The 22346-nt window shown below is 40.4% G+C and carries 18 protein-coding genes; 3 read left to right on the top strand and 15 right to left on the bottom strand.

The annotated features are described in order from the left end of the window. Positions 1-227: 227 nt before the first annotated feature. The 3 genes from G6R08_RS13145 to G6R08_RS13135 all read right to left on the bottom strand — a co-directional run bounded on the left by G6R08_RS13145 (position 228) and on the right by G6R08_RS13135 (position 3831). Positions 228-1157, bottom strand: coding sequence for an ABC transporter permease subunit (locus G6R08_RS13145; RefSeq protein WP_163531308.1), 930 nt, complete (start codon positions 1155-1157; stop codon positions 228-230). A 62-nt stretch (positions 1158-1219) separates the two neighbouring features. Continuing rightward, entirely contained in the window at positions 1220-2776 is a 1557-nt protein-coding gene (locus tag G6R08_RS13140; protein WP_163528530.1) for a sugar ABC transporter ATP-binding protein, read from the bottom strand. A 77-nt stretch (positions 2777-2853) separates the two neighbouring features. After that, positions 2854-3831: a substrate-binding domain-containing protein gene (locus tag G6R08_RS13135; RefSeq protein ID WP_240339710.1), complete on the bottom strand. Its 978-nt coding sequence runs from the start codon at positions 3829-3831 to the stop codon at positions 2854-2856. 441 nt (positions 3832-4272) lie between these two features. On the opposite strand from G6R08_RS13135, the gene G6R08_RS13130 reads away from it, so the two are divergent. Continuing rightward, the gene (locus G6R08_RS13130; protein WP_163528528.1) at positions 4273-5043 is read left to right on the top strand and encodes a DeoR/GlpR family DNA-binding transcription regulator; all 771 of its coding nucleotides are present in this window, start codon (positions 4273-4275) and stop codon (positions 5041-5043) included. Between the two features lie 121 nt (positions 5044-5164). On the opposite strand, the gene G6R08_RS13125 is transcribed toward G6R08_RS13130, so the two are convergent. From G6R08_RS13125 to G6R08_RS13080, 10 genes are all read right to left on the bottom strand, one after another. Then, positions 5165-6709, bottom strand: coding sequence for a glycoside hydrolase family 32 protein (locus G6R08_RS13125; RefSeq protein WP_163531306.1), 1545 nt, complete (start codon positions 6707-6709; stop codon positions 5165-5167). A 111-nt stretch (positions 6710-6820) separates the two neighbouring features. Continuing rightward, a complete protein-coding gene (locus G6R08_RS13120; RefSeq protein ID WP_163528526.1) occupies positions 6821-8311 on the bottom strand; it encodes a glycoside hydrolase family 68 protein in 1491 nt (496 codons plus the stop codon). 162 nt (positions 8312-8473) lie between these two features. Then, on the bottom strand, positions 8474-9739 hold the full coding sequence (locus tag G6R08_RS13115; RefSeq protein WP_163528525.1) for an ABC transporter substrate-binding protein: 1266 nt from the start codon (positions 9737-9739) through the stop codon (positions 8474-8476). Positions 9740-9757: 18 nt separating this feature from the next. Continuing rightward, positions 9758-10936 (bottom strand): response regulator, encoded by a 1179-nt coding sequence (locus G6R08_RS13110; RefSeq protein WP_163528523.1) that lies wholly within the window; start codon positions 10934-10936, stop codon positions 9758-9760. Between the two features lie 38 nt (positions 10937-10974). Next, positions 10975-12732, bottom strand: coding sequence for a cache domain-containing sensor histidine kinase (locus G6R08_RS13105; protein ID WP_163528521.1), 1758 nt, complete (start codon positions 12730-12732; stop codon positions 10975-10977). A 553-nt stretch (positions 12733-13285) separates the two neighbouring features. After that, positions 13286-14995, bottom strand: coding sequence for an urease subunit alpha (gene ureC, locus G6R08_RS13100; RefSeq protein WP_163528519.1), 1710 nt, complete (start codon positions 14993-14995; stop codon positions 13286-13288). Continuing rightward, positions 14979-15362 (bottom strand): urease subunit beta, encoded by a 384-nt coding sequence (gene ureB, locus G6R08_RS13095; protein ID WP_163531305.1) that lies wholly within the window; start codon positions 15360-15362, stop codon positions 14979-14981. The genes ureC and ureB overlap by 17 nt, the downstream gene beginning before the upstream one ends. Before the next feature lie 5 nt (positions 15363-15367). Further along, the gene (ureA, locus tag G6R08_RS13090) at positions 15368-15679 is read right to left on the bottom strand and encodes an urease subunit gamma (RefSeq protein ID WP_163528517.1); all 312 of its coding nucleotides are present in this window, start codon (positions 15677-15679) and stop codon (positions 15368-15370) included. A 142-nt stretch (positions 15680-15821) separates the two neighbouring features. Beyond that, positions 15822-16052, bottom strand: a complete 231-nt coding sequence (locus tag G6R08_RS13085; protein WP_163528514.1) for a hypothetical protein — start codon at positions 16050-16052, stop codon at positions 15822-15824. Continuing rightward, positions 16030-17421, bottom strand: coding sequence for a sodium:solute symporter family protein (locus G6R08_RS13080; protein WP_275897956.1), 1392 nt, complete (start codon positions 17419-17421; stop codon positions 16030-16032). Before G6R08_RS13080 ends, G6R08_RS13085 begins: the two co-directional genes overlap by 23 nt. Before the next feature lie 145 nt (positions 17422-17566). On the opposite strand from G6R08_RS13080, the gene istA reads away from it, so the two are divergent. Both istA and istB read left to right on the top strand, forming a co-directional pair. Next, on the top strand, positions 17567-19111 hold the full coding sequence (istA, locus tag G6R08_RS13075) for an IS21 family transposase (RefSeq protein WP_163531148.1): 1545 nt from the start codon (positions 17567-17569) through the stop codon (positions 19109-19111). Continuing rightward, positions 19111-19863, top strand: coding sequence for an IS21-like element helper ATPase IstB (istB, locus tag G6R08_RS13070; RefSeq protein WP_079526737.1), 753 nt, complete (start codon positions 19111-19113; stop codon positions 19861-19863). Before istA ends, istB begins: the two co-directional genes overlap by 1 nt. 51 nt (positions 19864-19914) lie before the next feature. On the opposite strand, the gene G6R08_RS13065 is transcribed toward istB, so the two are convergent. Together G6R08_RS13065 and groL are read right to left on the bottom strand one after the other, a co-directional pair. Further along, on the bottom strand, positions 19915-20073 hold the full coding sequence (locus G6R08_RS13065; protein WP_163526119.1) for a hypothetical protein: 159 nt from the start codon (positions 20071-20073) through the stop codon (positions 19915-19917). A gap of 612 nt (positions 20074-20685) precedes the next feature. Next, complete coding sequence (gene groL / locus G6R08_RS13060; RefSeq protein WP_163528512.1) at positions 20686-22323, bottom strand: chaperonin GroEL; 1638 nt, start codon at positions 22321-22323, stop codon at positions 20686-20688. Positions 22324-22346: the final 23 nt, after the last annotated feature.

The raw sequence follows: 22346 nt of genomic DNA, 5'->3' as shown, positions 1-22346 counted from the left end.
TAGAGAAAGGTCACCCCCACAAATAAACACTCACATTTTCATATTCAATATTTTTCTGCGTTATTAAGCATGACGTTTAATAATTATTTGTAAGCGCCATATATTGTAAATAATTTTGATCAAAAACATCTGAATTGTAAACTTTTTCAAAAGCAGGCCATTCATCTATACAAAAAGTGTGTTTCCAAAGGGATCTAAACAATTTTTACACTCTCCTTTAAATAAGCTCAGGAACGTAGACGGTCAATTAATACTGCAGATACAATGACTCCCCCTTTTACAACAAGCTGCCAATAGTAGCTTACGTCCATTAAGGTCAGTCCGTTGGTTATAACTCCCATGATAAGAACACCAATAATTGTCCCTTGTACCTTACCAACTCCCCCTGCTAGCTTTGATCCACCTAAAATAACAGCAGCGATTGCATCCAATTCATACATATTTCCTGCTGTCGGTTGCCCCGAGTAGAGGCGGCCAGCTAGTACAACCCCACCTAAACCAGCAAGCAACCCACTGATAGAATAGACATTCACGAGTGTCTTCTTAACTTTAATCCCCGTCAGTCTGGCAGCCTCTTCATTTCCACCAATAGCGTAAATATGACGGCCAAACATGGTGTACTTTAAAACAAGAAACATCACGACATATACAAATAGCATAATGTATATGGGAGTAGGAATAGACAAGATGGAACCTGCCCCTATAAACTTGAATGTACTAGATTCTAGTACAACTGGATAACCTCCACTTGAAACATAGGCAAGTCCTCGGACATATGTCATACTGCCCAATGTTACAATGAAGGCTGGCAAACCTATCTTTGCGGTGAAAAAACCATTTATGAATCCAATAAGATAACCTACCCCCATACCAAGAATCATTGCAAGGAACGGATTTATTCCTGCTTGGGAGGCCATGACAGAAACGACTCCAGACAGTGCTACGATAGAACCTACGGATAGGTCTATTCCGCCTGTTAAAATAACGATGGTCATACCCGCTGCTAAAATAGCAATAACGGATACTTGTTTTAATATATTCGTAATATTTGATGCTTCCAGAAAGTTAGGTGCCATGATTGTCATCACAATGCACAACAAAATTAGTATGATAATCATCCCAAGGCGATTCCAAAGCGTGGCAAGATTCTTACCCATGTTAAACTCAGATTGTACATCCGGTTGTGCGTTTGGTTGTGGACTTGACGGCAAAGTGGATCTCACGTTCTATCTCCCCCCGTCGCAAGATTCATAATTTTTTCCTGGGTGGCCTCACCTTTGTGAAGTTCACCTGTTATTCGTCCCTCGTGCATTACAAAAATGCGGTCACTGATCCCCATTACTTCAGGAAGTTCAGATGAAATCATCAATACTGCAAGGCCTGAATCGGCCAGTTCAGATATAATTTTATGAATTTCTGTTTTAGCTCCTATATCAACTCCTCGAGTCGGTTCATCCAGCAGCAATACATTCGGATGGGTTGACAGCCACCTGGCAATGACAGCTTTTTGTTGATTTCCACCACTTAAGCCTGAAATGGATTGGTCAGGCGAAGCGATCTTTATGTTCAATTCCTTTATATATTGACCCGCTGAGTGATCCAAAGCCCTCCAGTTGATCTTGCTGCTTTTTGTGAACGCTTTCATTTTTGCCAATAAGATATTTTCTTTAACGGACATATCAAGGAACAACCCCTGTTCTTTACGACTTTCCGGAACGAGTGCAATCCCATGTTTAATGGCATCTATTGGTGATTTGATTTGCACCTGTTTTCCCTGAACATAGACCTCTCCTTCCATAATTTCAGATACACCAAATATGGACCGCACAAGCTCTGTACGCCCAGCACCTACTAACCCGGCAAACCCTACAATTTCTCCAGGATAGATTTTAAATGACAAGTCCTTTACAAATGTTGAATCTCTCATGTTCTTAACTTCTAAAGCGGGGTGATCTTCTTGATTTTCTACATAATTATTGGATGATCTTTGGAACAGATCCTTCAAATCACGACCCACCATCAAACTGACTAAGTGATCTGGGTTCGTTTCATCGATTGAACCACTTTGAATCCATTCTCCATCCCGTAAAACTGTATAACGGTCGGAAATCTTAAAAATTTCCTCCATTCGGTGGGAAATGTAGACGATTGCCACTCCTTGTTCTCTTAAGTCTTTAATGATTTTGAATAACCTGGCTATTTCTTTATCCGTTAAAGAAGCTGTCGGCTCATCCATGATAAGGACTTCTGCTTTGTAAGAAAGTGCTTTTGCAATTTCGACCATCTGTTGCTGGGCTATACTCAACGTAGATACAAGAACCTCAGGTTGTAACTCCAGTCCCATGGAGGTTAAGACTTCCCTGGCACGACTATGTACTTCCTCCCATCTAACCATGCCGAGTTTATTTCTAGGATATTTGGTGCCCATCAATATATTTTCACTAATCGACAGGTTCGGCGACAGATTGAGTTCTTGGTGAATGACACTAATCCCCATTCGTCTTGCGTTCAAGGGACCCTTCCAAGTGACTTGTTTATCTTTATAACAAATGCTGCCACTTTCCTGATCTGGTACATAAATACCTGACAATACCTTCATTAAGGTAGACTTTCCAGCACCATTTTCCCCCATCAACGCATGCACTTCACCAGGGTAAAGATCCATACTGACATCGTTCAAAACCGTAATTCCGGAAAATGTTTTACGAATGCCTTCCACTGTTAGTATAGGCTTGAGGGATTTGCTGTTTGGCTTCACTCTTTGCTTTGTAAGCATGATTGTTTCACATCCTTTCTTAATCCTATGTACAGTCCTTGCCAGTACAAGGACCGTCGTTTTATGTCTGAGATAGCTTACCAACCAGAATAGGAATCCATGTTTTCTTGAGTAATTAAATTGACCGGAATTTTAATCACTTCTTTTTCTACAGACCCACCTTCTAAGACCTTTAAACCAACATCCATGGCTTTTTTAATCATTTTTGCAGGGTGTTGAGCTGATGTACCAGCAATAGTGCTCCCTTCCTTTTTCATAGCCTCTATTACAGCTGGAGATCCGTCTACACCCACAATAAAAAATTCATCTTGGCGACCTGCTTGTTTTTGTGCGATCTGAGCACCTATTGCTACCGGATCATTATTAGCAAATACAGCGTCTATCGTACCCGGTTCATTCGCTTGTAGAATACTTTCCATAACTTTTAGACCTTTTTCACGGCTGCCTTCCCCATTCTGTTTTGCAACCACTTTTATATCTGTGCCTTTGATCGTATCCTCAAAGCCTGCAATACGATCTTTTACGGCTGTTACGGGAGGTCCATCGATCACAACAACATTCCCTTTTCCATCAAGCCTTTCAATGATATATTCGGCCGCTAGAACCCCTGCTTGATAATTATCAGATGTAACAGTTGCCTCTATACTTCCAGCGGCTCCAACATCTACGGATATAACAGGAATTCCAGCTGCATCTGCCTGAGCAATCGCTCCTGCAATACCTTTAGAATCAACAGCATTGAGCAAAATTAAGTCCACACCTTGTGTAATAAAATTCTCAATTTGAGATGTTTGTTTTGCTAAATCTGCATCTGCAGCTTGAACAATAACTTCTGCATTTAACTCCTTAGAATATTCTTCGGCAGCTTCACTCATGGAAACGAAAAATGGGTTTGCTAAGTTATTTAGCGTTAAACCGATTTTCAGCTTTTCTTCTCCTCCAGACTCTTCTTCACTTCCTCGCCCCGAAGTTTCATTACCACTTCCACATGCAGCCACAAAAAGTAGTAATAGTCCCATCAAAATCATGCTTATCCTCATATTCTTAATTATCATACCTCTCTCCTCCTACCATATAATATCTTCCTAAAAACCATATGAATACGCTTACAAACTAAACGTTAAGATTCCTCCTCTCCACATAAAAAATACCAATAGTTTTTTAGCACCAATTATATTTCGGTTATCTTTTTTCTGCTGATCATGATTGTTTTTGATTATTAGTGATTATATATGCACGATTAGTTATTGTCAATATTTTTTCTAAATATTCTAAAAATATTGCAATCACCGAAAATTCACTGTTTTCCAACAAATCGTTAAGATTATACTATTGATCCATGTAAACAGTTCGTGACTATTTATGATTATTTTTTCAGAAAATCACCAAGATATAAGATTATCTAAGCACTTTGTTAAATAAACATTCTTTTTCTATAGTCACTAATAATCGACTATAATAATGAGGAGAAGTTCGCGAAAGGAGCGCTACCTATAATGTTTATGGAAGAACGCAAAGCTCAAATTCTTGAATACTTGCGTCATATGTCACGGGCATCTGTACACGATTTAAGCCGTCAGTTTAAGGTTTCGGATTCAACGATACGGAGAGATCTAAAGGAACTTGAGGAAACAGATAATATAAAAAGGACCCATGGCGGCGCTATTCTCCTACAACCTGTTAGCTTCGAGGAATCGGTTGGGGAGAGAAAAAAGGATTATATTGAAGAAAAAAAAGCCATTGCAAAAAAAGCAGTAGAATTCATTAACCCCGGAGATGCTATTCTATTAGATTCCGGAACCTCTACCTATGAGCTTGTGAAAGAGTTAAAAACTTTTTCCAACCTTTCGATAGTGACCAACTCTATTATTATCATGCAAGAATTAGCAGATATTCCAGGTTTAGAAGTGATGTTGCTAGGAGGCAATTTACGGAGGGAAACGTCAGCATTGGTTGGGCCCTTCGCTGAGCAAGCACTCAACATGATTCGAATTGACAAAGCATTTATTGGGACGAATGGTTTGGATCTTAATGATGGAATTATAACCACCCCTAACCTTACTGAAGCGCGTATAAAACGAATGATGATTACTAACGCCAGGCATACCTTGTTACTGACGGATCATAGCAAAATTGGCAAAGTTAACTTCGCGAAAGTTGCTGACCTTACGGAAATTGATTTTTGTATTATAGATAACAATGTACCAGCTAATTTTGAGGGTGAAATGAATAGTTACAATGTCAATGTACATATCGTGAAGGTATAACGTTAGAGAGATTGCTTTAATCAAATAAATAAGGGGAATGCTTCTTGCATTCCCCTTATAACGTCTTCAATTTAACTACATAGGGAATTGAAGGGGACTAAACCTCTCGTTTTATTAAGATTTAGTCATGTATAGCACCCATATGCTTAATTTCTACATTTTCAAAAATGGCCATACCACCTTTAGAGAAAAGAGTAATTCCTTGATCCTCTTTTGGAGGAAAGACTAGATTGGAATGAACAACTTTCCCACCATCGATAAATACCTCAATGCTTGTTTTATCAACTAGTATCTTTAGATGAACCTTCTTTTTATTAATTTCCAACGGTGCCCGGCTTTCCAGCATCTGATTAGTATTATCGGGATGATTTGTATAGCTACGGTTTACATAAGAGTACCCGCCCTCAGGAAAAAACCCAACATCGATATGACGGGTTTGGTCGCTGGATTCTCTGAGACGAAACCCTACATTCTTAAGATCTGACCAACGGATATCTGCTTCCAATTGATAGACATCTCCCTTAATTTCAAGTGTCTTTGAACCCTCAACCTTGAGTTTATGATAAACTTCAGTAGACTGAATCAATTGATCGATTTCTTTATTTGGCTGGGAGGTTAGATTATAGCCACCATGTTCATCTTTCTTTAATTCTATTTTTCTAACAATCGAGTCAACTCCGTTAAACCCTTCTTCTATTGTCGGAGTATTATTCGCATACGCCCAGTTGTTCATCCACGCTAGTGCATAGCGATGGTCAAGTTTATCATCACTCTTTCCGTCTTTAAAGGTTACTCCGGCATACCAGTCAAAGCCGTGATCGAGCCACTTAGGCTTCGCATGATCTGGAACAAAGGTTTCTCCATTATAATTACCGACCCAATACGCATACGTATTCGGATTGCCTTTGGCCTGTCCGTTTGCACTAACACCCATAATCCACTTTATGCTGCCGTTATCGGCACGCATTTGAAATAGATCAGGACACTCGATCAATCCGATATTTTCGGTCTGGAATCCACCAGTGTAATGCCATTCTTTCAGGTTTTTTGATTTATAAAAACCAATTTTTGACCCTTCAGCAATTAACATGATCCATTTTTTTGACTGATCCTCCCAAATAATCTTAGGGTCTCTAAAAGCTTCAACACCCGGATTAGTCATTATGGGTTCTTTTTTGTGAGGGGAGAAAGTTTGCCCGTTATCAGTACTGTACCAGAGGTATTGCTCTTGCTGGCCGTTGGCGGAAGGCTGGGTTACAACAGCTACAACAGCGTTTTCTCCAAATCCTGCTGTATTCTGGTGATCTACAACAACGGATCCGGACCAGACGTCACCGTTTTCGTTGGTGTATTTTGGAATAGCAACGCCTTCATCCTTCCAATGAACGAGATCATCAGAAGTCGCGTGACGCCATTCTGTTCCATTTCCTTCGGGATAATCTTGGTTATAGAGGTAATAGTAATGATATTTTCCATTCAAATAGATAGGTCTTTGAGGGTCGTTTTTCCAATGGTCGGGTGCAGTAAAATGATAATCTGCTCGATAGGAGTTTGGTTCTGGATCAGGTTTAGACCCCTCCCGTTGAGCCATGTAAAGGACAAGGGAAATAAAAAGTAGAAAGAGGAAGGAGGCTGTCAGCCACTTTCTGGGATGATTTATAATCATATTCATGTTTCCTTACCTCCATATTTTTGCTTATGATATAGAAAAAGAAAATGCCGATGGGAGGCCGGCATTTTCTTCTCTTGATTTCTTATCAATGACTAATGATGTTTATTAATCATCATTACGGTCGTCTTCATCATGAAGTGTAATTTGACCTTGCTTAAGAATGCTATCTTCTACAACAGATGATTTCTTACCATTCAGCTCGATCTTAAAGCTTGGAGCAAACGTGGATTTGTGATCTTCGAAGTATCCTCTGTTTGTCATATAACTTGTCACTACAGCCTCGTCTGTACCTTCTTGTGGGATGACGTAGTGCGCATAAGTCCAAGTGATATCATATGGATCTACGTCGTGGTGAAGGACAATACCTGTTTTGTTCATCGGTTTAAATTTGCCAGTTAGAGAGTTTGCTACATAACCAAGCAAGTAGATATCTTCGTCATCAACACCTTCAATCGTCATCTTAGATCCACGGGTACTTGTGAAAAGATACCATTTACCATCTTTTTCGAAAATATTTGGGCGTTCAATTTCATCAGTTACGGTATTAGAAGCAATCAAAGGCTTCATGACTTTTTTCAATTCATAATCGTCTGTAATTTCAATAATTCCAACAGCACCATTCGCGATCTGAGCATATTCTTTTTCTGGACTATTTAAGAGCCAATCTTTTTCATTCTGGAAGAAATGGTTGCTGTTTCCGTAATAAACTTGATTGTAAAGAGACTTTTCTCCAGAGTACCCATAGCTTGTTCCTGTATTGGCTTCAAACACAAGATACTTGTGACCATTTTCCTCAATATAATGAGGGTCTCTTAAAGTATGATTCTCCTTCCAGTTTATAGTCTCTCCTCCAAAAGCCTGCTGGACATTTTGATAAACGGACCCGTCGCCGCCTTCAAAGATTGATTTATGATCTTCAACACCGTCCACTTGAAGGGTTCCAGCCTTTGGTTCAGAGATATTTACTTGTGCTGTAGTCAATGTCTGTTTTCCGTAAAGCCCTTTATCTACGTTAAAATCGGTACGATTTGTATAGAATAGACGAATTTCTCCTTCAGACGTAAACGTAGCGGAACCAGACCATTCTTCTGACTGATTTTTTAAGTATTTATCATTTGCTTCGTATTTATCGTTTGGGTCAAATACACGTCCAGCATTTTTCCAGGCATCAATTGATGATTCATCTGTTTTTTTATAAAACAGGTAAATAAATGTGTCCTCAGGATTTCCAGGTTTACCGGCTAAACCGAATAGAATATGATAGCCCTTATATTCGGCCACAGTTCCGTCCGCGTTTTGAAGAGGCCATGTATCCCACACATCCAGTTTAATCTCTTTTCCATTTTCATTAATCCTTGTGGCGGAAGGAATATTTTGAATCGTTGAGGCGTCGAACTCTGGTACCGTATAATCCTTATCCCCATGCTGTTTGACCATATCCTTCATATCAGCACGCGTAATATGTGAAATGCCATAATCCTCTCTATAATCTTTGGGGTCTTTTGGCTCTGCATGAGCGAGACCACTCCCCCCTACTAAAATGACCGTGCTGAGTGTCAATACCGTCGCTTGCTTGGCAAGACGTTTTAGATGCATGTTCTTCCTCCTTAAAATGGGTTTTGTCAGGCCCGACCTAAGTACAATTAAAAGTATAAGAAAGTTTTACGAAATTGGATATGGGCGAAATTGATACGAATTTAGTTGTGAATTGATGAGGTAGAATTAACAGATCGAATCAAAAAAATCCTGGGAGCATGCTCACTGTCTCTGAGCTTGCTCCCAGGATTCCTGATAGGCATGCAGCAACTGCTGGCGGTTCAGTTCATTTTTTATATACTGTTGGGTAGCATGTCCGAATTCTTCCCGTATTCCGGTAGGGAAGTTAATCCAATTGGAGGATACTGTACGGTCATGCTTATAGTATTGCATGATGGTTTGGGCAAGCGGACCGGATTCCTCTGCATCAAGGTGTTTAAAAGCAGGGATAAACCGAAGCTCCTCGGTCATATACCGCTGTCCTTGTTTCGAATGGACCATCCAATTCAAAAATCTTTTCGCTTCTTTCTTTTTTTCCGGAGTGGTTTGTTTATTGACCACCCAGTAACTCGGAGTATTGACGATTAACGTATTTTCTCCCTGATGATTATTAATCATAACGGGGATAATGCCAATATTCATGTGCGGAGCACGTTGGTCAATCATAGGCTGGATCCAATTGCCCTGGAGAATCATGGCTGCTTTTCCAGATGTGAACTTATGGATCTCCATCGTGTAATCGGTGGATAGAGGGTCTTTACCTCCGTACTTAACTGTGACATCAAGTAACTCTATGAGGTTCTTGAATTTTGGATTGTTTTCAATAGAATTTGTCCCGTTATTTAATCCTTGTATAAAAGCAGCAGGATCCTCCTGCCGGGCAAAAGCAATATTGATCAAGTGATCGCCGAGCTTCCATTTTTCATAATATCCAGTAGCAAATGGGGTAATTCCAGCCTTTTGCAACTTCTCTGCTGCAGCTTTTAACTCAGATAAAGTAGAAGGAAGAGATTCTATGCCAGCTTCAGTAAATAGGTCTTTGTTATAAATGAAACCATATCCTTCCAAGTTCATCGGCATTCCGTAAACGCTGCCATCGATCGTTATAGGGGCTAGAGAATCTTCATAGGCTTTACTAACCCAGGGCTGATCCGAGAGATCTTCTAAGTAATTTTTCCATAACCTGGCGCTTTCATAACCGGGATTCGTGAAAATGTCCGGCCCCTCTCCAGATGCCATTTGGGCTTTCAAGTCAGAGAAATCATCCAATGCCCCTCCCACTGTATGAACCTTGATTTCGACATGGGGATGCTCTTCTTCATAAGCCTGAACCATTTCTTCAAAAGGAGAAGCAATTTCGATTTTAGGATTACGTATTTTCAAGATGACCCTTTTTTGTTCCTTTGGTAGTTCTTCTAACGGTGAATTGGGCTGGCAGGCAGAAAGAAGCAAAACAATCAGACTGATATGAAGAATCTTTTTTTTCATGCCATCACCTCAGAGTTTTCATGCATAAGCTGAATGTTCTCCGCGCAACTCCATCCCGTCACCGTTCCTAAACTCGAAAGGAGTTAAACCTGTTACCTTCTTAAACAGTTTGGAGAAATATTTCTCATCCTGATAACCCAGCATTAAAGAGATAGAGTAAATCGTTTCATCGGTTTCCCTTAACCAGCACTTTGCCTGATTGATTCTGAGTTTCGTTACGTATTTCGTTAAAGGTAGACCAGTCTCCTGTTTGAACTTTCGGGAAATATGCTCACGGCTAAAGAAGAATAGCTTCGATAACTTCTCCAAACTCAACTCTTCCATATAATAGTTATCCACATAGGATACGATATCTTTCATACGGCTAGCGATATCTAAATCTTCCAGGCGATGAATGGACCTGTACTGATGATCGTCCATGGCTTCCCGCAGATTACGGAATGAACTCGACAGTTTCCTTAACGGCTGCGGGTGTTCACTGGACACAAGCCGGACTGGGATATCGATATGTTCACTCATCCATTTTTCTACCGTTAACCATTCATTCTCCAAAGTTAAAACAAGACAAAAGTTGCGGTCGTTTCTAAGCGAGAATGCATTTCCCAGTTTTTGCTGTGTGAGTTTATCTGCCAAGGATCTCACGTAAGGTTCCGCATGATGCATATGATAAAAAGAAAGCAATGTCATTACATAATGCTGTGCTGCAGGAAGGGAAGGCAGAAGATCATTCACGTCAAAGGGTTTTCCCATACAAGCGGAGGTAACGATCTTGTCCAGTTTTAAATGAACGTAATCCTCTTCTACTGATTGATGTTCTTGCTCTTCCTTTCTCAAGGTCTCGACAGCCTCCTTCAAGGTTTCATTAAAAGCACCAGCTTCTATTGGCTTCAGCAAATAATCAAAGCTATTAAGCTTGATGGCATGGCGCATGAACGAGTAATCATAATATCCTGTTATAAAGATGACTTTCCCTTTATAGGAAATCGAATCGAGCCATTGAATGAGTTCCATCCCGTTCATTCCAGGCATTTTAATATCAGTAAAAATGATTTCAGGACTTTCTCCCTCGATAATTGCTTTTGCCTCTTCTCCTTGACTTGCTTCTAAAATCTTCGTTACACCGTGAATTTCCCATTCACCTAAGAATCGAATAACTTCAAGTACATTCACTTCATCGTCTACAATTAACACCTTCACACCTTTTTCCTCCTTTATAAATAATTCATTTTTGAGTGTTATTCAGCGATCTGGTTTTCGACAGGAATGAAAATCTCCACTACAAAATCCTGTTCCTGGTTCGTATCCACTTTAATCCCCGCTTTTTCTCCGTAATTAAGGACAAGCCGGTCGTGGATATTTTTCAAACCTATATGTTCTTTTCCATACGCCCCTTTTTGAGTGGAGGTATATATGTTGTTTCGTAATTCTTGAAGCTCTTTGTCTGTCAGGCTGGCTCCGTCATCTTCTACTATAAAATGAAGGAATCCGTCATTTATTTCCCCGGAAATTGTCAATTGAGCATCGGTAAAGCCCTCTTCGTAACTGTGCTTAAAGAAATTTTCAACAAGAGGCTGCAGAATCATGCTGGGAATATTAATCTCTAAGACCTTAGGGCTTATTTGTACCGAATAATGAATTTTATTACGAAAGCGTTCCTTTTGAAGGAAGAGGTAGCTTTCTATATACTTCATTTCTTCTTTGACTTGTACCCATTCATTCGCCTGCATAGAATATCGCATCATTTTTGATAAGGATGTCACTAGCTGGTATACATTTGAAGCATTTGATCGTAAAGCTACAGCACCAATTGACTGAAGAGCATTGAATAAGAAATGAGGATTCACTTGTGATTTTAAGGCCCGAAACTGGTTCTCTTTATTCTCAATTTCCAGCTTATATTCACGATCAATGTGAAGATTAATACGTTCCATCATTTCTTTCATATGCTTTTCTAAATAACCAATCTCATCATGTCTTCTGTTATCAAAAGGCACCTCGGTATACCCACCTTCAATGGTGCGTACTTTTCTGGTGAGCTGCTGGATCGGACTGGTGATTTTATAGGTAATCAAACTGATCATTATCAACCCTAAGACACCGACTCCTAAACCGACTACAATACTTGTGTAGGCTGTTTGCTGCACTTCTCGGAACAGAACTTCACTAGGTGTGATTTTTACTAATTTCCATTCATTTAGTGGGGCTGATAACGTTTTAGAAAGGAGGATATCGTTGTTCTCCCCTTCTCCTTGTTTCAGCTGCACTTTTAACGCTGCAGGAGCAGGGTGACCGATTAGCTTAGTTTCACTGCTGTAAATTACTTGATCATGTTCATTCAAGAGGTACACAGACTCTTCTTTTTCCTGCATTAAGTCATCGGTAATTTGAGCGAATTTATTCAGTTCAACGTCCATAGAAATGACGCCGAGAAATTCCTCTGTAAATACATTGTTTATTTTATGGTGAAAGGTAATTACTTTTGTATGATCAGATTGTGGAACTATTGCCGCATTGTTATAATTCACCAGAGGATGGGGCGGCTCAATGATATGCTTGACGTTCGACTGATATAGCTGTTCAATATAAAGTTGCTTTAAGAAATTGGGCTTTGACTTACGAGCACTAACCATAGCGTTATAAACCGTAATTGATTCTCTCCCTTTATCCATATAGAAACGGACTTGGCGGATTTCTTTACGCATCAAATAAAAATTTTTAATGTTCTTTTCTAAGTAGCTGGAATTTTCCACTTCATTTTTGAAAATATGGAACAAATCCGTGTCACGGTACAATATGTAAGGGAGATTCAACATTTCATTAAGGTATTGCTGCAATTCCTCTGTGCTTTCTTCTATCTGTTCTTGGCTATTGGCAAGTTCATGCTTCTCTACACTATTTTTGGTATAGCCATAAATGAGCAGTACAGATAGAAAATAGGGGAGAATGATAAAAAGGAGCAACATGAGCAACAAACGGCTTTGTATGCTATTCACTTCAGTACCTCCCTTTCTAAGAAGCTATGGATGGCACGAAACCATATTCGTTTCTATAATTGTCTAACCTATACCATTTAAACGTGAACCGTCAACCAAACATAAGCAGGCAAACAATAGTAGGAAACGATACTAGAATGACGATGACTAACCTGTTCGCAAACGCTGTCATGAAAAGTATGAACGGTTTAACAATTATAAAAATGAAACTATTATCCTACCAGACATGCTGGACGTGTAAAAGCTTCATTAAGGAAGCTTTACCTCACCATATCAAATACTCGATTTTAGAAGTCACAAGGTAGCTGGATGCCGTTTACCGGAGACTGAACGTGACAATATACCTGAATGATGCTACAAAAGCTCGCGGGCGAAAGGTGGAAGACCAAAAAAGACCAATCCAAGTTGGATTTGGCCTTTAAGATGTATGATAGTAAGAATACGGTTTTAATGAGATATTGGATACTGTCGAAGTAAGTAGGGCGACGTTTTATAAATACCTATCTAAAGAGTAATGTTCCATTATCGAGACATCATTCTTTCCACCTATTATTTAAAATAGAAAATACTTTTGCGTTAGCGGAAGTTCATTTACTGGTTCACAAGATAGCATTTCCCCATCCGCATATACATCGTATGTTTTAGGGTCTATCTGGATATCAGGAAGCGAGTTGTTAAGCTTCATATCCAATTTACTGAGACGACGTACCTGTTTTACTGGAGCTATTTTCTTTTGTAAGCCTAACTTTTCCGGTAGTTGATTGGCTATACTTGATTGTGACATAAAAGTCAGTGATGTTGAGGCATTTGCTTTGCCATAAGAAGCGTACATTTGCCGCATCAAGACAGGTTGAGGCGTGGGGATGGAGGCGTTTGGATCGCCCATTTGCGCCCTTGCAATATGACCTCCCTTGAATACAAGCTCAGGCTTCACTCCGAAGAATGCAGGATCCCATAGTACTAGGTCAGCAAGTTTCCCGGACTCAATTGAACCAACTTCATGACTGACTCCGTGCGTAATGGCCGGGTTAATCGTGTATTTGGCAATGTATCGTTTCACACGGTTGTTATCGCTCCGCATATCTCCTTGCAAAGGACCCCGTTGTTTTTTCATCTTATCGGCTGTTTGCCATGTACGAATAAGAACTTCTCCTACGCGCCCCATTGCTTGAGAGTCTGATGATGTCATACTTGCCGCACCTATATCATGCAGTATATCTTCGGCAGCAATCGTACCAGCTCGAATCCGTGAATGACTAAATGCTAAGTCTTCTTGAGCTTTCGGATCGAGGTGATGACAGACCATCATCATATCAAGGTGTTCAACCATCGTATTTTCGGTGTATGGCATCGTTGGTGTAGTAGAAGAAGGTAAAATATTCGCATAGGATGCAAGTTTCATGATATCTGGTGCATGCCCTCCACCTGCTCCTTCGATATGGTACGTATGAATAACACGATTTCCAATGGCTTCAAGCGTATTCTCAAGATACCCTGCTTCATTCAATGTATCTGTGTGAATGGCTACTTGAACATCGTTCTCTTCAACTACATTCATACACGTTTCAATCGCCGCAGGTGTGGATCCCCAATCTTCATGAAGTTTTAAACCAATGGCACCTGCTTCTATTTGTTCGATGAGTGGCTGCTTTGTTGACGCGTTGCCTTTTCCTAAAAACCCTACATTGACCGGAAAATCCTCTGCCGCCTCGAGCATGCAATGCAGGTGCCAAGGCCCGGAAGTGCTTGTTGTGGCTTTACTCCCAGTTGCGGGTCCTGTTCCTCCACCAATCATAGTTGTAATGCCTGAGGAGATGGCGGTTTCCATTTGTTGTGGAGCTATAAAGTGAATATGACTGTCCACTCCACCTGCTGTGATAATTTTTCCTTCTCCAGCCATAACCTCGGTCCCTGTACCTATAACTAGGTTTGGTGAAACCCCGTCCATCGTGTCCGGGTTCCCAGCTTTCCCGATATCAACAATACGACCATCTTTTACTCCGATATCTGCTTTTACGATGCCGGTGTAATCCACAATTAAGGCATTCGTTATGACAAGATCGAGCGCTTGTTCCCTTGAAGTAACTCGACCATTTTGCCCCATCCCATCACGAATGGTCTTTCCACCTCCGAAAACGGCTTCATCGCCATAAGTCGTATAATTATGTTCTACTTCAATCCACAAATCGGTATCAGCTAAACGGATACGATCACCCGTCGTCGGCCCAAATAAATCAGCATACTGTTTACGATCTAACTTCATGTCTCTTCACCTCTTGTTCCCACGATTTGAGTTTATCTTCCGTTTGTAGTTTACCTCGTCCATCCATATACCCATGTGCTTTGTTATTAAATCCGTGCACTTGCTTCTTACCCCCAAAGGGAATGAGCGTGATAGATTTTTCCTCCCCAGGCTCGAAACGCACAGCTGTTCCTGATGGAATGTCAAGGCGAAGCCCAATCGCTTTCTTTCTATCAAAAGCTAGTCCCGGATTGACTTCGGCAAAATGAAAATGTGATCCGATTTGAATTGAGCGTGTTCCCTCATTTTTTACTACTAAATCAATGGATTCCCGACCCTTGTTTATTTCTATCCATCCTTCCTGGATATCAAAAGCCCCTGGTCTCACCATATCTACACCTCCGCTATAATTGGGTTATGAAGAGTAACAAGTTTAACTCCGTCCGGGAACGTCGCTTCCACTTGAACAGAGTCAAGCATCTCAGCAACATCCTCCATGAGCTCATCTGCTGATAGCACGTGTTTGCCCTCCTCCATTAATTGTTGAACGCTTTTTCCATCACGGGCACCTTCCATGACAAAACACGATAGAAGTGCTGTTGCTTCAGGGTAATTGAGCTTAACACCACGTTCTTTACGTTTGGAAGCTAGTTCTCCTGCTAAAAATAATTGCAGTTTCTCTTGTTCAATCGGCGTTAACTTCAATGATTTACCTCCTATGTTAAATAAATGAGTCTATTTCATTCTATATAAACCGATTCGTTCCTTCCATTTCTTTGTTAGTTTATCTGACAAGGAAAATAAGAACCTGGATAAACAAGATATGAGATTCATTGATTTCGCGTATCTATCGTTTGTCTTCTCTATAAAACTCAACCAATGGCCGTATGGTGATGTAAAGTCCCGCTATAATGAGCCATCCGAACGCTAAATAACTCCAACCTGTGAAGAACTGCAAGCTATAATGATAGCCAGTCAAAAACATAATACCCGGAAAAATGAAGATGAATAGGAGTGTTAATCCAAATGCCCATCGAGTACACAACTTTGCGTCTTTATTTAGCTGCTGTTCTTCCATAACTCACTTCCTCCTCAGGTTCAATGTCTTCATCGTCAAAGCTTTTAAACTTATCTTGTAAGGATTCAAAATCAAACTCTTGATTAACGATCCATCCATGACCAATGGAAATTATTCCACTAACAATAAAAACCGTTAGATTTCCAAAAAGCATCGTATGGAGCTGACCTAGTGACTCTACACTAATTTCACCTGACATCAAGTAAGCAGAAACGATCCAAACCGTAATCCCACTTACCATACCGCATAAAGCACCGTAAAAAGTTCCTTTATTCGTAGCCTTTGCCCACATCAATCCAAGTGTTACCGGAATAACCGCCCCACTAACAAAGATTCCCATCGCCATATAAACAAAGCTAAGACTGATCCCTACGTAGAAAAGTAAGATTGAAAGAATTCCCATCGCTAGTCCAAATCCAAGTGTAACTTTCCTGGAGACACTTAATAATTTCTGACTACTGGCATTTGGGTTAATAGAATGACGATAAATATCAGTCACAATAATATTTGTAATCGCTGTTAGTTCAGCCGCACCTGTTGACATAACAGCCATAAATAACATCGTTAAAAATAGAATCGATCCCACAGACCCAAGTAAATGAGCCGCCATTTCAGGTGCCACCGCATCTGGAGAATCGACAGTTATTCCAAGTCCTGCGGCACTAACCCCCATAAAGGTTGCAATCGCAAAAGGAATCGCAAACCAAGCGATGCCTCCATAAATATAGGCTTTAGAAGCTGCATTATCTTTACTTGCAATGGCACGCTGCCAATAAGCTTGATCCACAAATACGGTTCCAAAGTTTCCGATTATATTGATCATCCCGAAAAACAGCCCTGGTATCGATGCCATCGTTAGCATCTGCTGCGAATCTGGTAAATTACGCAATCCTTCATAGACTGTTGTTATTCCAAATTTGTAATAAACAGCTGTTGCAAAAATAGCAAGTATAATAAAGATCATGACCGTGTTTAAGTAATCCGCAATGAACGAAGCTTTTAACCCGCCAATCATAGTGTAAATGGTAAACGTTAACGGGATTAAGAAAGCTGCAATAAATAGATTCATTCCTGTTAATGAATGTAAGGCAATAGCTCCACCAAGAATAACCATAGATGTCACAATAATATTTGTCATTAAGGCGAACACAAGCATTAATCGATGATTCTTTTTATCAAAACGTTGGGCGATAAACTCTAAAAATGTGTGCGCATGTGGTGCTTTTCTTTTCAAATGAATGGCTACAATAGCAAATAATAGTACTTGGATGCAAGCACCGCCAGCATACCAATAGGGTCCACTAATTCCATATTGATAGCCAGTTGATGAGGACATCATGAGTGTAGCTGCCCAAGTCCAAGCAGCTATAATGGAGGCGCTCTGTAAACGCTAGAATAAAGTTGACAGTTTTCGCTTGATAGGATTTTACACTTTTGCTCTATCAACCTAATACTTTAGTAAAATAGTTGGTGACGTTATTTTACTGGGGGTTAGGATTTTGGAGGAGAAATTAGTGTTGTATTTAAAAATTAAGGACCTATATAAACGGAAGTTTAAAGTAGCACAAATCGCTAAGGAGCTTAAGATCTCAAGACCAACTGTCTATAAATATTTAGAGATGACTTTTGATGAAGCAAAAGCTTATACAGAACTGCCTATTGGGAAGAAAAAGAAATTAGACAGCTACAAAGACTGGATCCTTGCCTGGTTAGAAGAATACCCTCACTTGAGTGCTGCACAAATACATGATTGGCTTCTAGAGAGATACCCGAACCTGGCGGTCGGTGGAAGTACGGTGAGATCATATGTTAAAGATATCAGGGAATTCTACCAGATTGAGAAGAAGGTAACGGTTCGCCAATACGAAGCAATACCTGAACAACCAATGGGGAAACAACTTCAGGTAGACTGGGGTGAAACAAAACAGAAGACAACGGAGAGCAAAGAGATCAAGTTGTATTTCATTGCGTTTGTCCTCGCTCACTCCAGACAGAAGTATATGGAATGGCAAACAAGGCCATTTACCACGAGGGATGCGATCCGATGTCATGAAAATGCATTTCAATTCTATGGAGGATGTCCAGAAGAAATCGTATACGATCAGGATCACTTAATTACAGTGAGTGAAAATGCAGGACAGCTGCTTTTAACAGCTGAGTTTCAAAGTTATGTGAATGAACGTAAGTTTAAGGTTCATTTGTGCAGAAGAGCTGATCCGGAGTCTAAAGGTATGATTGAAAATGTAGTGAAGTACATAAAAGGTAATTTCGCAGACAGTCGAGTGTTCAGTGATATAGAGGATTGGAATCAGCGGGGGCTACAATGGCTAATGCGTACCGGAAATTATCAAGTTCATCAGACAACAAAAAAAAGACCAGCTGAAGTGTTTCTCGTCGAAAAGCAACACTTAAAGCCAGTCTCTTCCCTACTTTCATATGAAAGTACCAATAATCAAAGTATAACAAGAAGTGTAAGCAAGGACAATACAATCCGGTATAAGTCCAATCGATATTCCGTCCCTCTCGGGACTTATCAAACAAACGCTGATAACCATGTTTTGATTGAAGTTACAGGTGAAGAACCACCGACGCTCGTGATTCGAAAAGAAGCAGAAAGTGAAATCATTGCGGAACACGTTATCAGCTTAGAAAAAGGGAAACTCATTCAAAATCGCAATCATATCCGTGATCGATCCAAAGGTGTTGAAGAGTTTAAACGACGTTTGATCTCCTTTTTTGAAAATAAAACACAGGCATCTGGTTACTTTGATGAGATCAGCCAAAGATACCCAAGGTATCGTCGAGACCAGTTTGCGATCATTCATCAGGTCATCAAACAGTATCCAACGGTAATCGAGACCGTATTGACCAAGTGTATGAGAGAAAAGCTGTTTAGTGCAAATGACTTTCGTGATATGGCCAAGCACATTAATAGATTGCCTCATGAGCCGGTAAAAGAGGCAAAATCCTTTTATACCTATCCCGCAAAATATAGTCACATTAAGACCTCTACCCGTTCTATAAATGCTTATACCAGCATATTAGGAGGTCTATCATGATGAAGAAGACCGTGAATGAATTACAAGATCAATTTCGTCAGTTACGTCTATCAGAAACTGCGGAGGAGCTTCCACAGCTTCTTCGCGAAGCTGAAAAATCTTCATGGACCTACTTAGAATTCTTAGAATCTATTACGCGATATGAACTAGCAAAACGGGAAGCCAAAAGCTTTGAAAAAAGAATGAAATGGGCACGATTCCCTTTCGTGAAGTCATTAGATGAGTTTGAACTGAATGGTCAAAACGTGCTGACTGCCCGCCAGCTAACACAACTCAGAGAATTAAGCTGGCTGGAACAGCAGTATAACCTAATTATTCTTGGGCCACCTGGCATTGGGAAAACGTACATCGCAATTGGACTGGGTCTCGAAGCTGTTTCCAGAGGATTCAACGTTTACTTCGCTACAATGGGTGAGCTTGTACAGCTCTTAAAGACGGAAGAATATCTGAACAAATCAAAGGTACAACTGAAACGAATGAGAAACGCTGACCTTGTGATTATTGATGATTTGATGTACATGGCGATGGATCAGCGAGAGGCAAATCTGTTTTTCCATTTGATTAACCATTTATACGAACGAAGTTCGATCATCTTAACCTCAAATAAAAGTCCAGAGGAATGGGGGAATCTGATTGGTGATCAGGGGATTACGACAGCGATTTTAGATCGTTTACTCCATCGTGTGGAAGTTATACAGGGCGGAGAGAATGAGGAAAGTTATCGTATGAAAAACAGAAAAAGCATCTTTTAAGCAGAAGTGTAAAAGGGAAACGAGCAAAAAGTGTAAAATTCAACTTGACGTCTACACGCTCGCCAATCCGACTCCTACACTTCTACCCGCTGTACTAAATTGCTCTGCCGTCATCTCTTTTCCTGTTCGACGTTGCATGACGATCGTTAGTCCTGTGAATAACCCCCCGAAAATTAGCAAAATTAAATACCCAGTACTTGTCGATAACATAATGTACCTCCATCCATAATTTTGATTGCATGGCCTTAAGTCTAAATAAGGCTGGCCAGCATTTCATTGAGTTTGTAAGAAACCCTTCCACACTTTTTGTTGTTTTCGTTAATTATTTAGAATTAATGTCTTTGTAAGGAGTAAAGATTTGCTTTGAAGAACCGTAACGATTACATCCCTAATTCATCGATTAGTGGAATCTTGTTATATTAAATGAGAAAACGATCAAAGTGATCTTAGAAAAGTTCTCATAAGTTCAGATAAAAATGAACAGCAAACAAAATAAGGAAAAGAACCTAATTGAATAATTACCGTAAAAAAAAGACATCCCAGTTTTGGGTTGCCTTTTTATACCTTGGTATTACGTTTTTTACAGGGTGTACTTAAGATGAACATATTTTAGAATATTTCAATAGTCATTAAAGTGAGTAGAGCCTATAAATTATTTGTATTTATTATATCTACCCTTTACCTTCTTCGTACACAAAAGCCTCCCAGGGGTTCAGTGAACTTCTGGGAGGCTCCTTTTATTTTGACCTAATTATTAAAAATCCAATCATTATTCCTTTATAGAATTTTAATTCCTTGTATAACAAAGGGTTCAAGTACAGCTTACATCATGCCGCCCATACCACCCATTCCGCCCATGTCTGGCATACCGCCGCCACCGCCGTTGTCTTCCTCAGGGTGGTCAGCAACGACTGCTTCAGTAGTCAGGAACATAGCCGCAACAGATGCTGCGTTTTGCAGCGCAGAACGAGTTACTTTAGTTGGGTCAACAATGCCGCTATCGACCATGTTTACCCATTCGCCAGAAGCTGCGTTGAAGCCAGTACCTACTGCTTCACCTTTCAGACGTTCTACAATGATAGAACCTTCAAGTCCAGCATTGTGTACGATTTGGCGTACAGGCTCTTCTAGGGCACGTAGCACGATGCTTCCACCTGTAGCTTCGTCGTCTTGAAGGCCTAGACCTTCAACGGATTTGATGATGTTTACAAGCGCTGTACCACCACCAGCAACGATACCTTCTTCTACTGCTGCGCGAGTAGAGTTTAGGGCGTCTTCGATGCGTAGTTTACGCTCTTTCAATTCTGTTTCTGTAGCTGCACCTACTTTGATGACAGCAACTCCGCCAGCTAGTTTAGCAAGGCGCTCTTGTAGTTTTTCTTTATCGAATTCTGAAGTAGATTCTTCAGATTGGGCACGGACTTGAGCTACGCGGGATGCGATTTGCTCTGGGTTTCCGTTTCCTTCAACGATTGTTGTATTTTCTTTAGTGATCACGGCTTTGGAAGCACGTCCAAGCTGATCAATGGTCGTGTTCTTCAGATCTAAGCCAAGATCTTCGGTAATAACCTGACCGCCAGTTAGCACGGCAATGTCTTCAAGCATCGCTTTACGGCGATCACCGAAGCCTGGTGCTTTAACTGCTACAGCGTTAAATGTACCGCGAAGTTTGTTCACAACAAGTGTTGCTAGAGCTTCCCCTTCTACATCTTCAGAGATTAATAGAAGCGGCTTGGACTGCTGAACAACTTGTTCAAGTACAGGAAGAACTTCCTGGATGTTGTTGATCTTCTTATCTGTGATTAAGATGTAAGGATCTTCAAGAACAGCTTCCATCTTATCTTGGTCTGTAACCATGTAAGGAGAAGCATACCCACGGTCGAATTGCATACCTTCAACCACTTCTAGTTCTGTGTTAAATCCTTTAGATTCTTCAATAGTGATAACGCCATCGTTACCTACGCGTTCCATAGCTTCAGCGATTAGCTGACCTACTTCATCATCAGAAGCAGAGATGGAAGCAACTTGTGAGATAGACTCACGGCCTTCGATTGGCTTAGAGATTTTACGAAGTTCTTCTGTAGCAACTTCTACGGCTTTTTCAATTCCGCGGCGGATTCCGACTGGGTTAGCACCAGACGTTACGTTTTTCAGACCTTCACGGATCATAGCTTGAGCTAGAACAGTTGCAGTTGTTGTACCGTCACCCGCTACGTCGTTTGTTTTAGAAGCAACTTCGGATACAAGCTGTGCACCCATATTTTCGAAGTGATCTTCCAATTCGATTTCTTTGGCAATCGTTACCCCATCGTTAGTAATAAGCGGGGAACCGAATTTTTTATCAAGAACTACATTACGCCCTTTTGGTCCCAGTGTTACTTTTACGGCATCAGCCAATGTATCTACACCACGAAGCATGGCGCGGCGTGCGTCTTCACTAAATTTAATTTCTTTAGCCATTATAAAATGCCCTCCTTATCAAA

Origin of the sequence: Halobacillus ihumii (genome assembly GCF_902726645.1) — a bacterium.
GTDB classification, from domain to species: domain Bacteria; phylum Bacillota; class Bacilli; order Bacillales; family Halobacillaceae; genus Halobacillus_A; species Halobacillus_A ihumii.
The sequence above is the reverse complement of the archived record's forward strand: the minus strand, read 5'-3'. Positions and strand labels throughout refer to the sequence as shown.

Bases quoted from the DNA above. Each gene is read 5' to 3' on its own strand.
- G6R08_RS13085 (WP_163528514.1), bottom strand. From the start codon at position 16,052: ATGGAAGAACAGCAGCTAAATAAAGACGCAAAGTTGTGTACTCGATGG.
- G6R08_RS13135 (WP_240339710.1), bottom strand. From the start codon at position 3,831: ATGATAATTAAGAATATGAGGATAAGCATGATTTTGATGGGACTATTA.
- G6R08_RS13120 (WP_163528526.1), bottom strand. From the start codon at position 8,311: ATGCATCTAAAACGTCTTGCCAAGCAAGCGACGGTATTGACACTCAGC.
- G6R08_RS13145 (WP_163531308.1), bottom strand. From the start codon at position 1,157: ATGGGTAAGAATCTTGCCACGCTTTGGAATCGCCTTGGGATGATTATC.
- ureC (WP_163528519.1), bottom strand. From the start codon at position 14,995: ATGAAGTTAGATCGTAAACAGTATGCTGATTTATTTGGGCCGACGACG.
- groL (WP_163528512.1), bottom strand. From the start codon at position 22,323: ATGGCTAAAGAAATTAAATTTAGTGAAGACGCACGCCGCGCCATGCTT.
- istB (WP_079526737.1), top strand. From the start codon at position 19,111: ATGAAGAAGACCGTGAATGAATTACAAGATCAATTTCGTCAGTTACGT.
- G6R08_RS13140 (WP_163528530.1), bottom strand. From the start codon at position 2,776: ATGCTTACAAAGCAAAGAGTGAAGCCAAACAGCAAATCCCTCAAGCCT.
- G6R08_RS13130 (WP_163528528.1), top strand. From the start codon at position 4,273: ATGTTTATGGAAGAACGCAAAGCTCAAATTCTTGAATACTTGCGTCAT.
- G6R08_RS13115 (WP_163528525.1), bottom strand. From the start codon at position 9,739: ATGAAAAAAAAGATTCTTCATATCAGTCTGATTGTTTTGCTTCTTTCT.
- G6R08_RS13125 (WP_163531306.1), bottom strand. From the start codon at position 6,709: ATGATTATAAATCATCCCAGAAAGTGGCTGACAGCCTCCTTCCTCTTT.
- G6R08_RS13065 (WP_163526119.1), bottom strand. From the start codon at position 20,073: ATGTTATCGACAAGTACTGGGTATTTAATTTTGCTAATTTTCGGGGGG.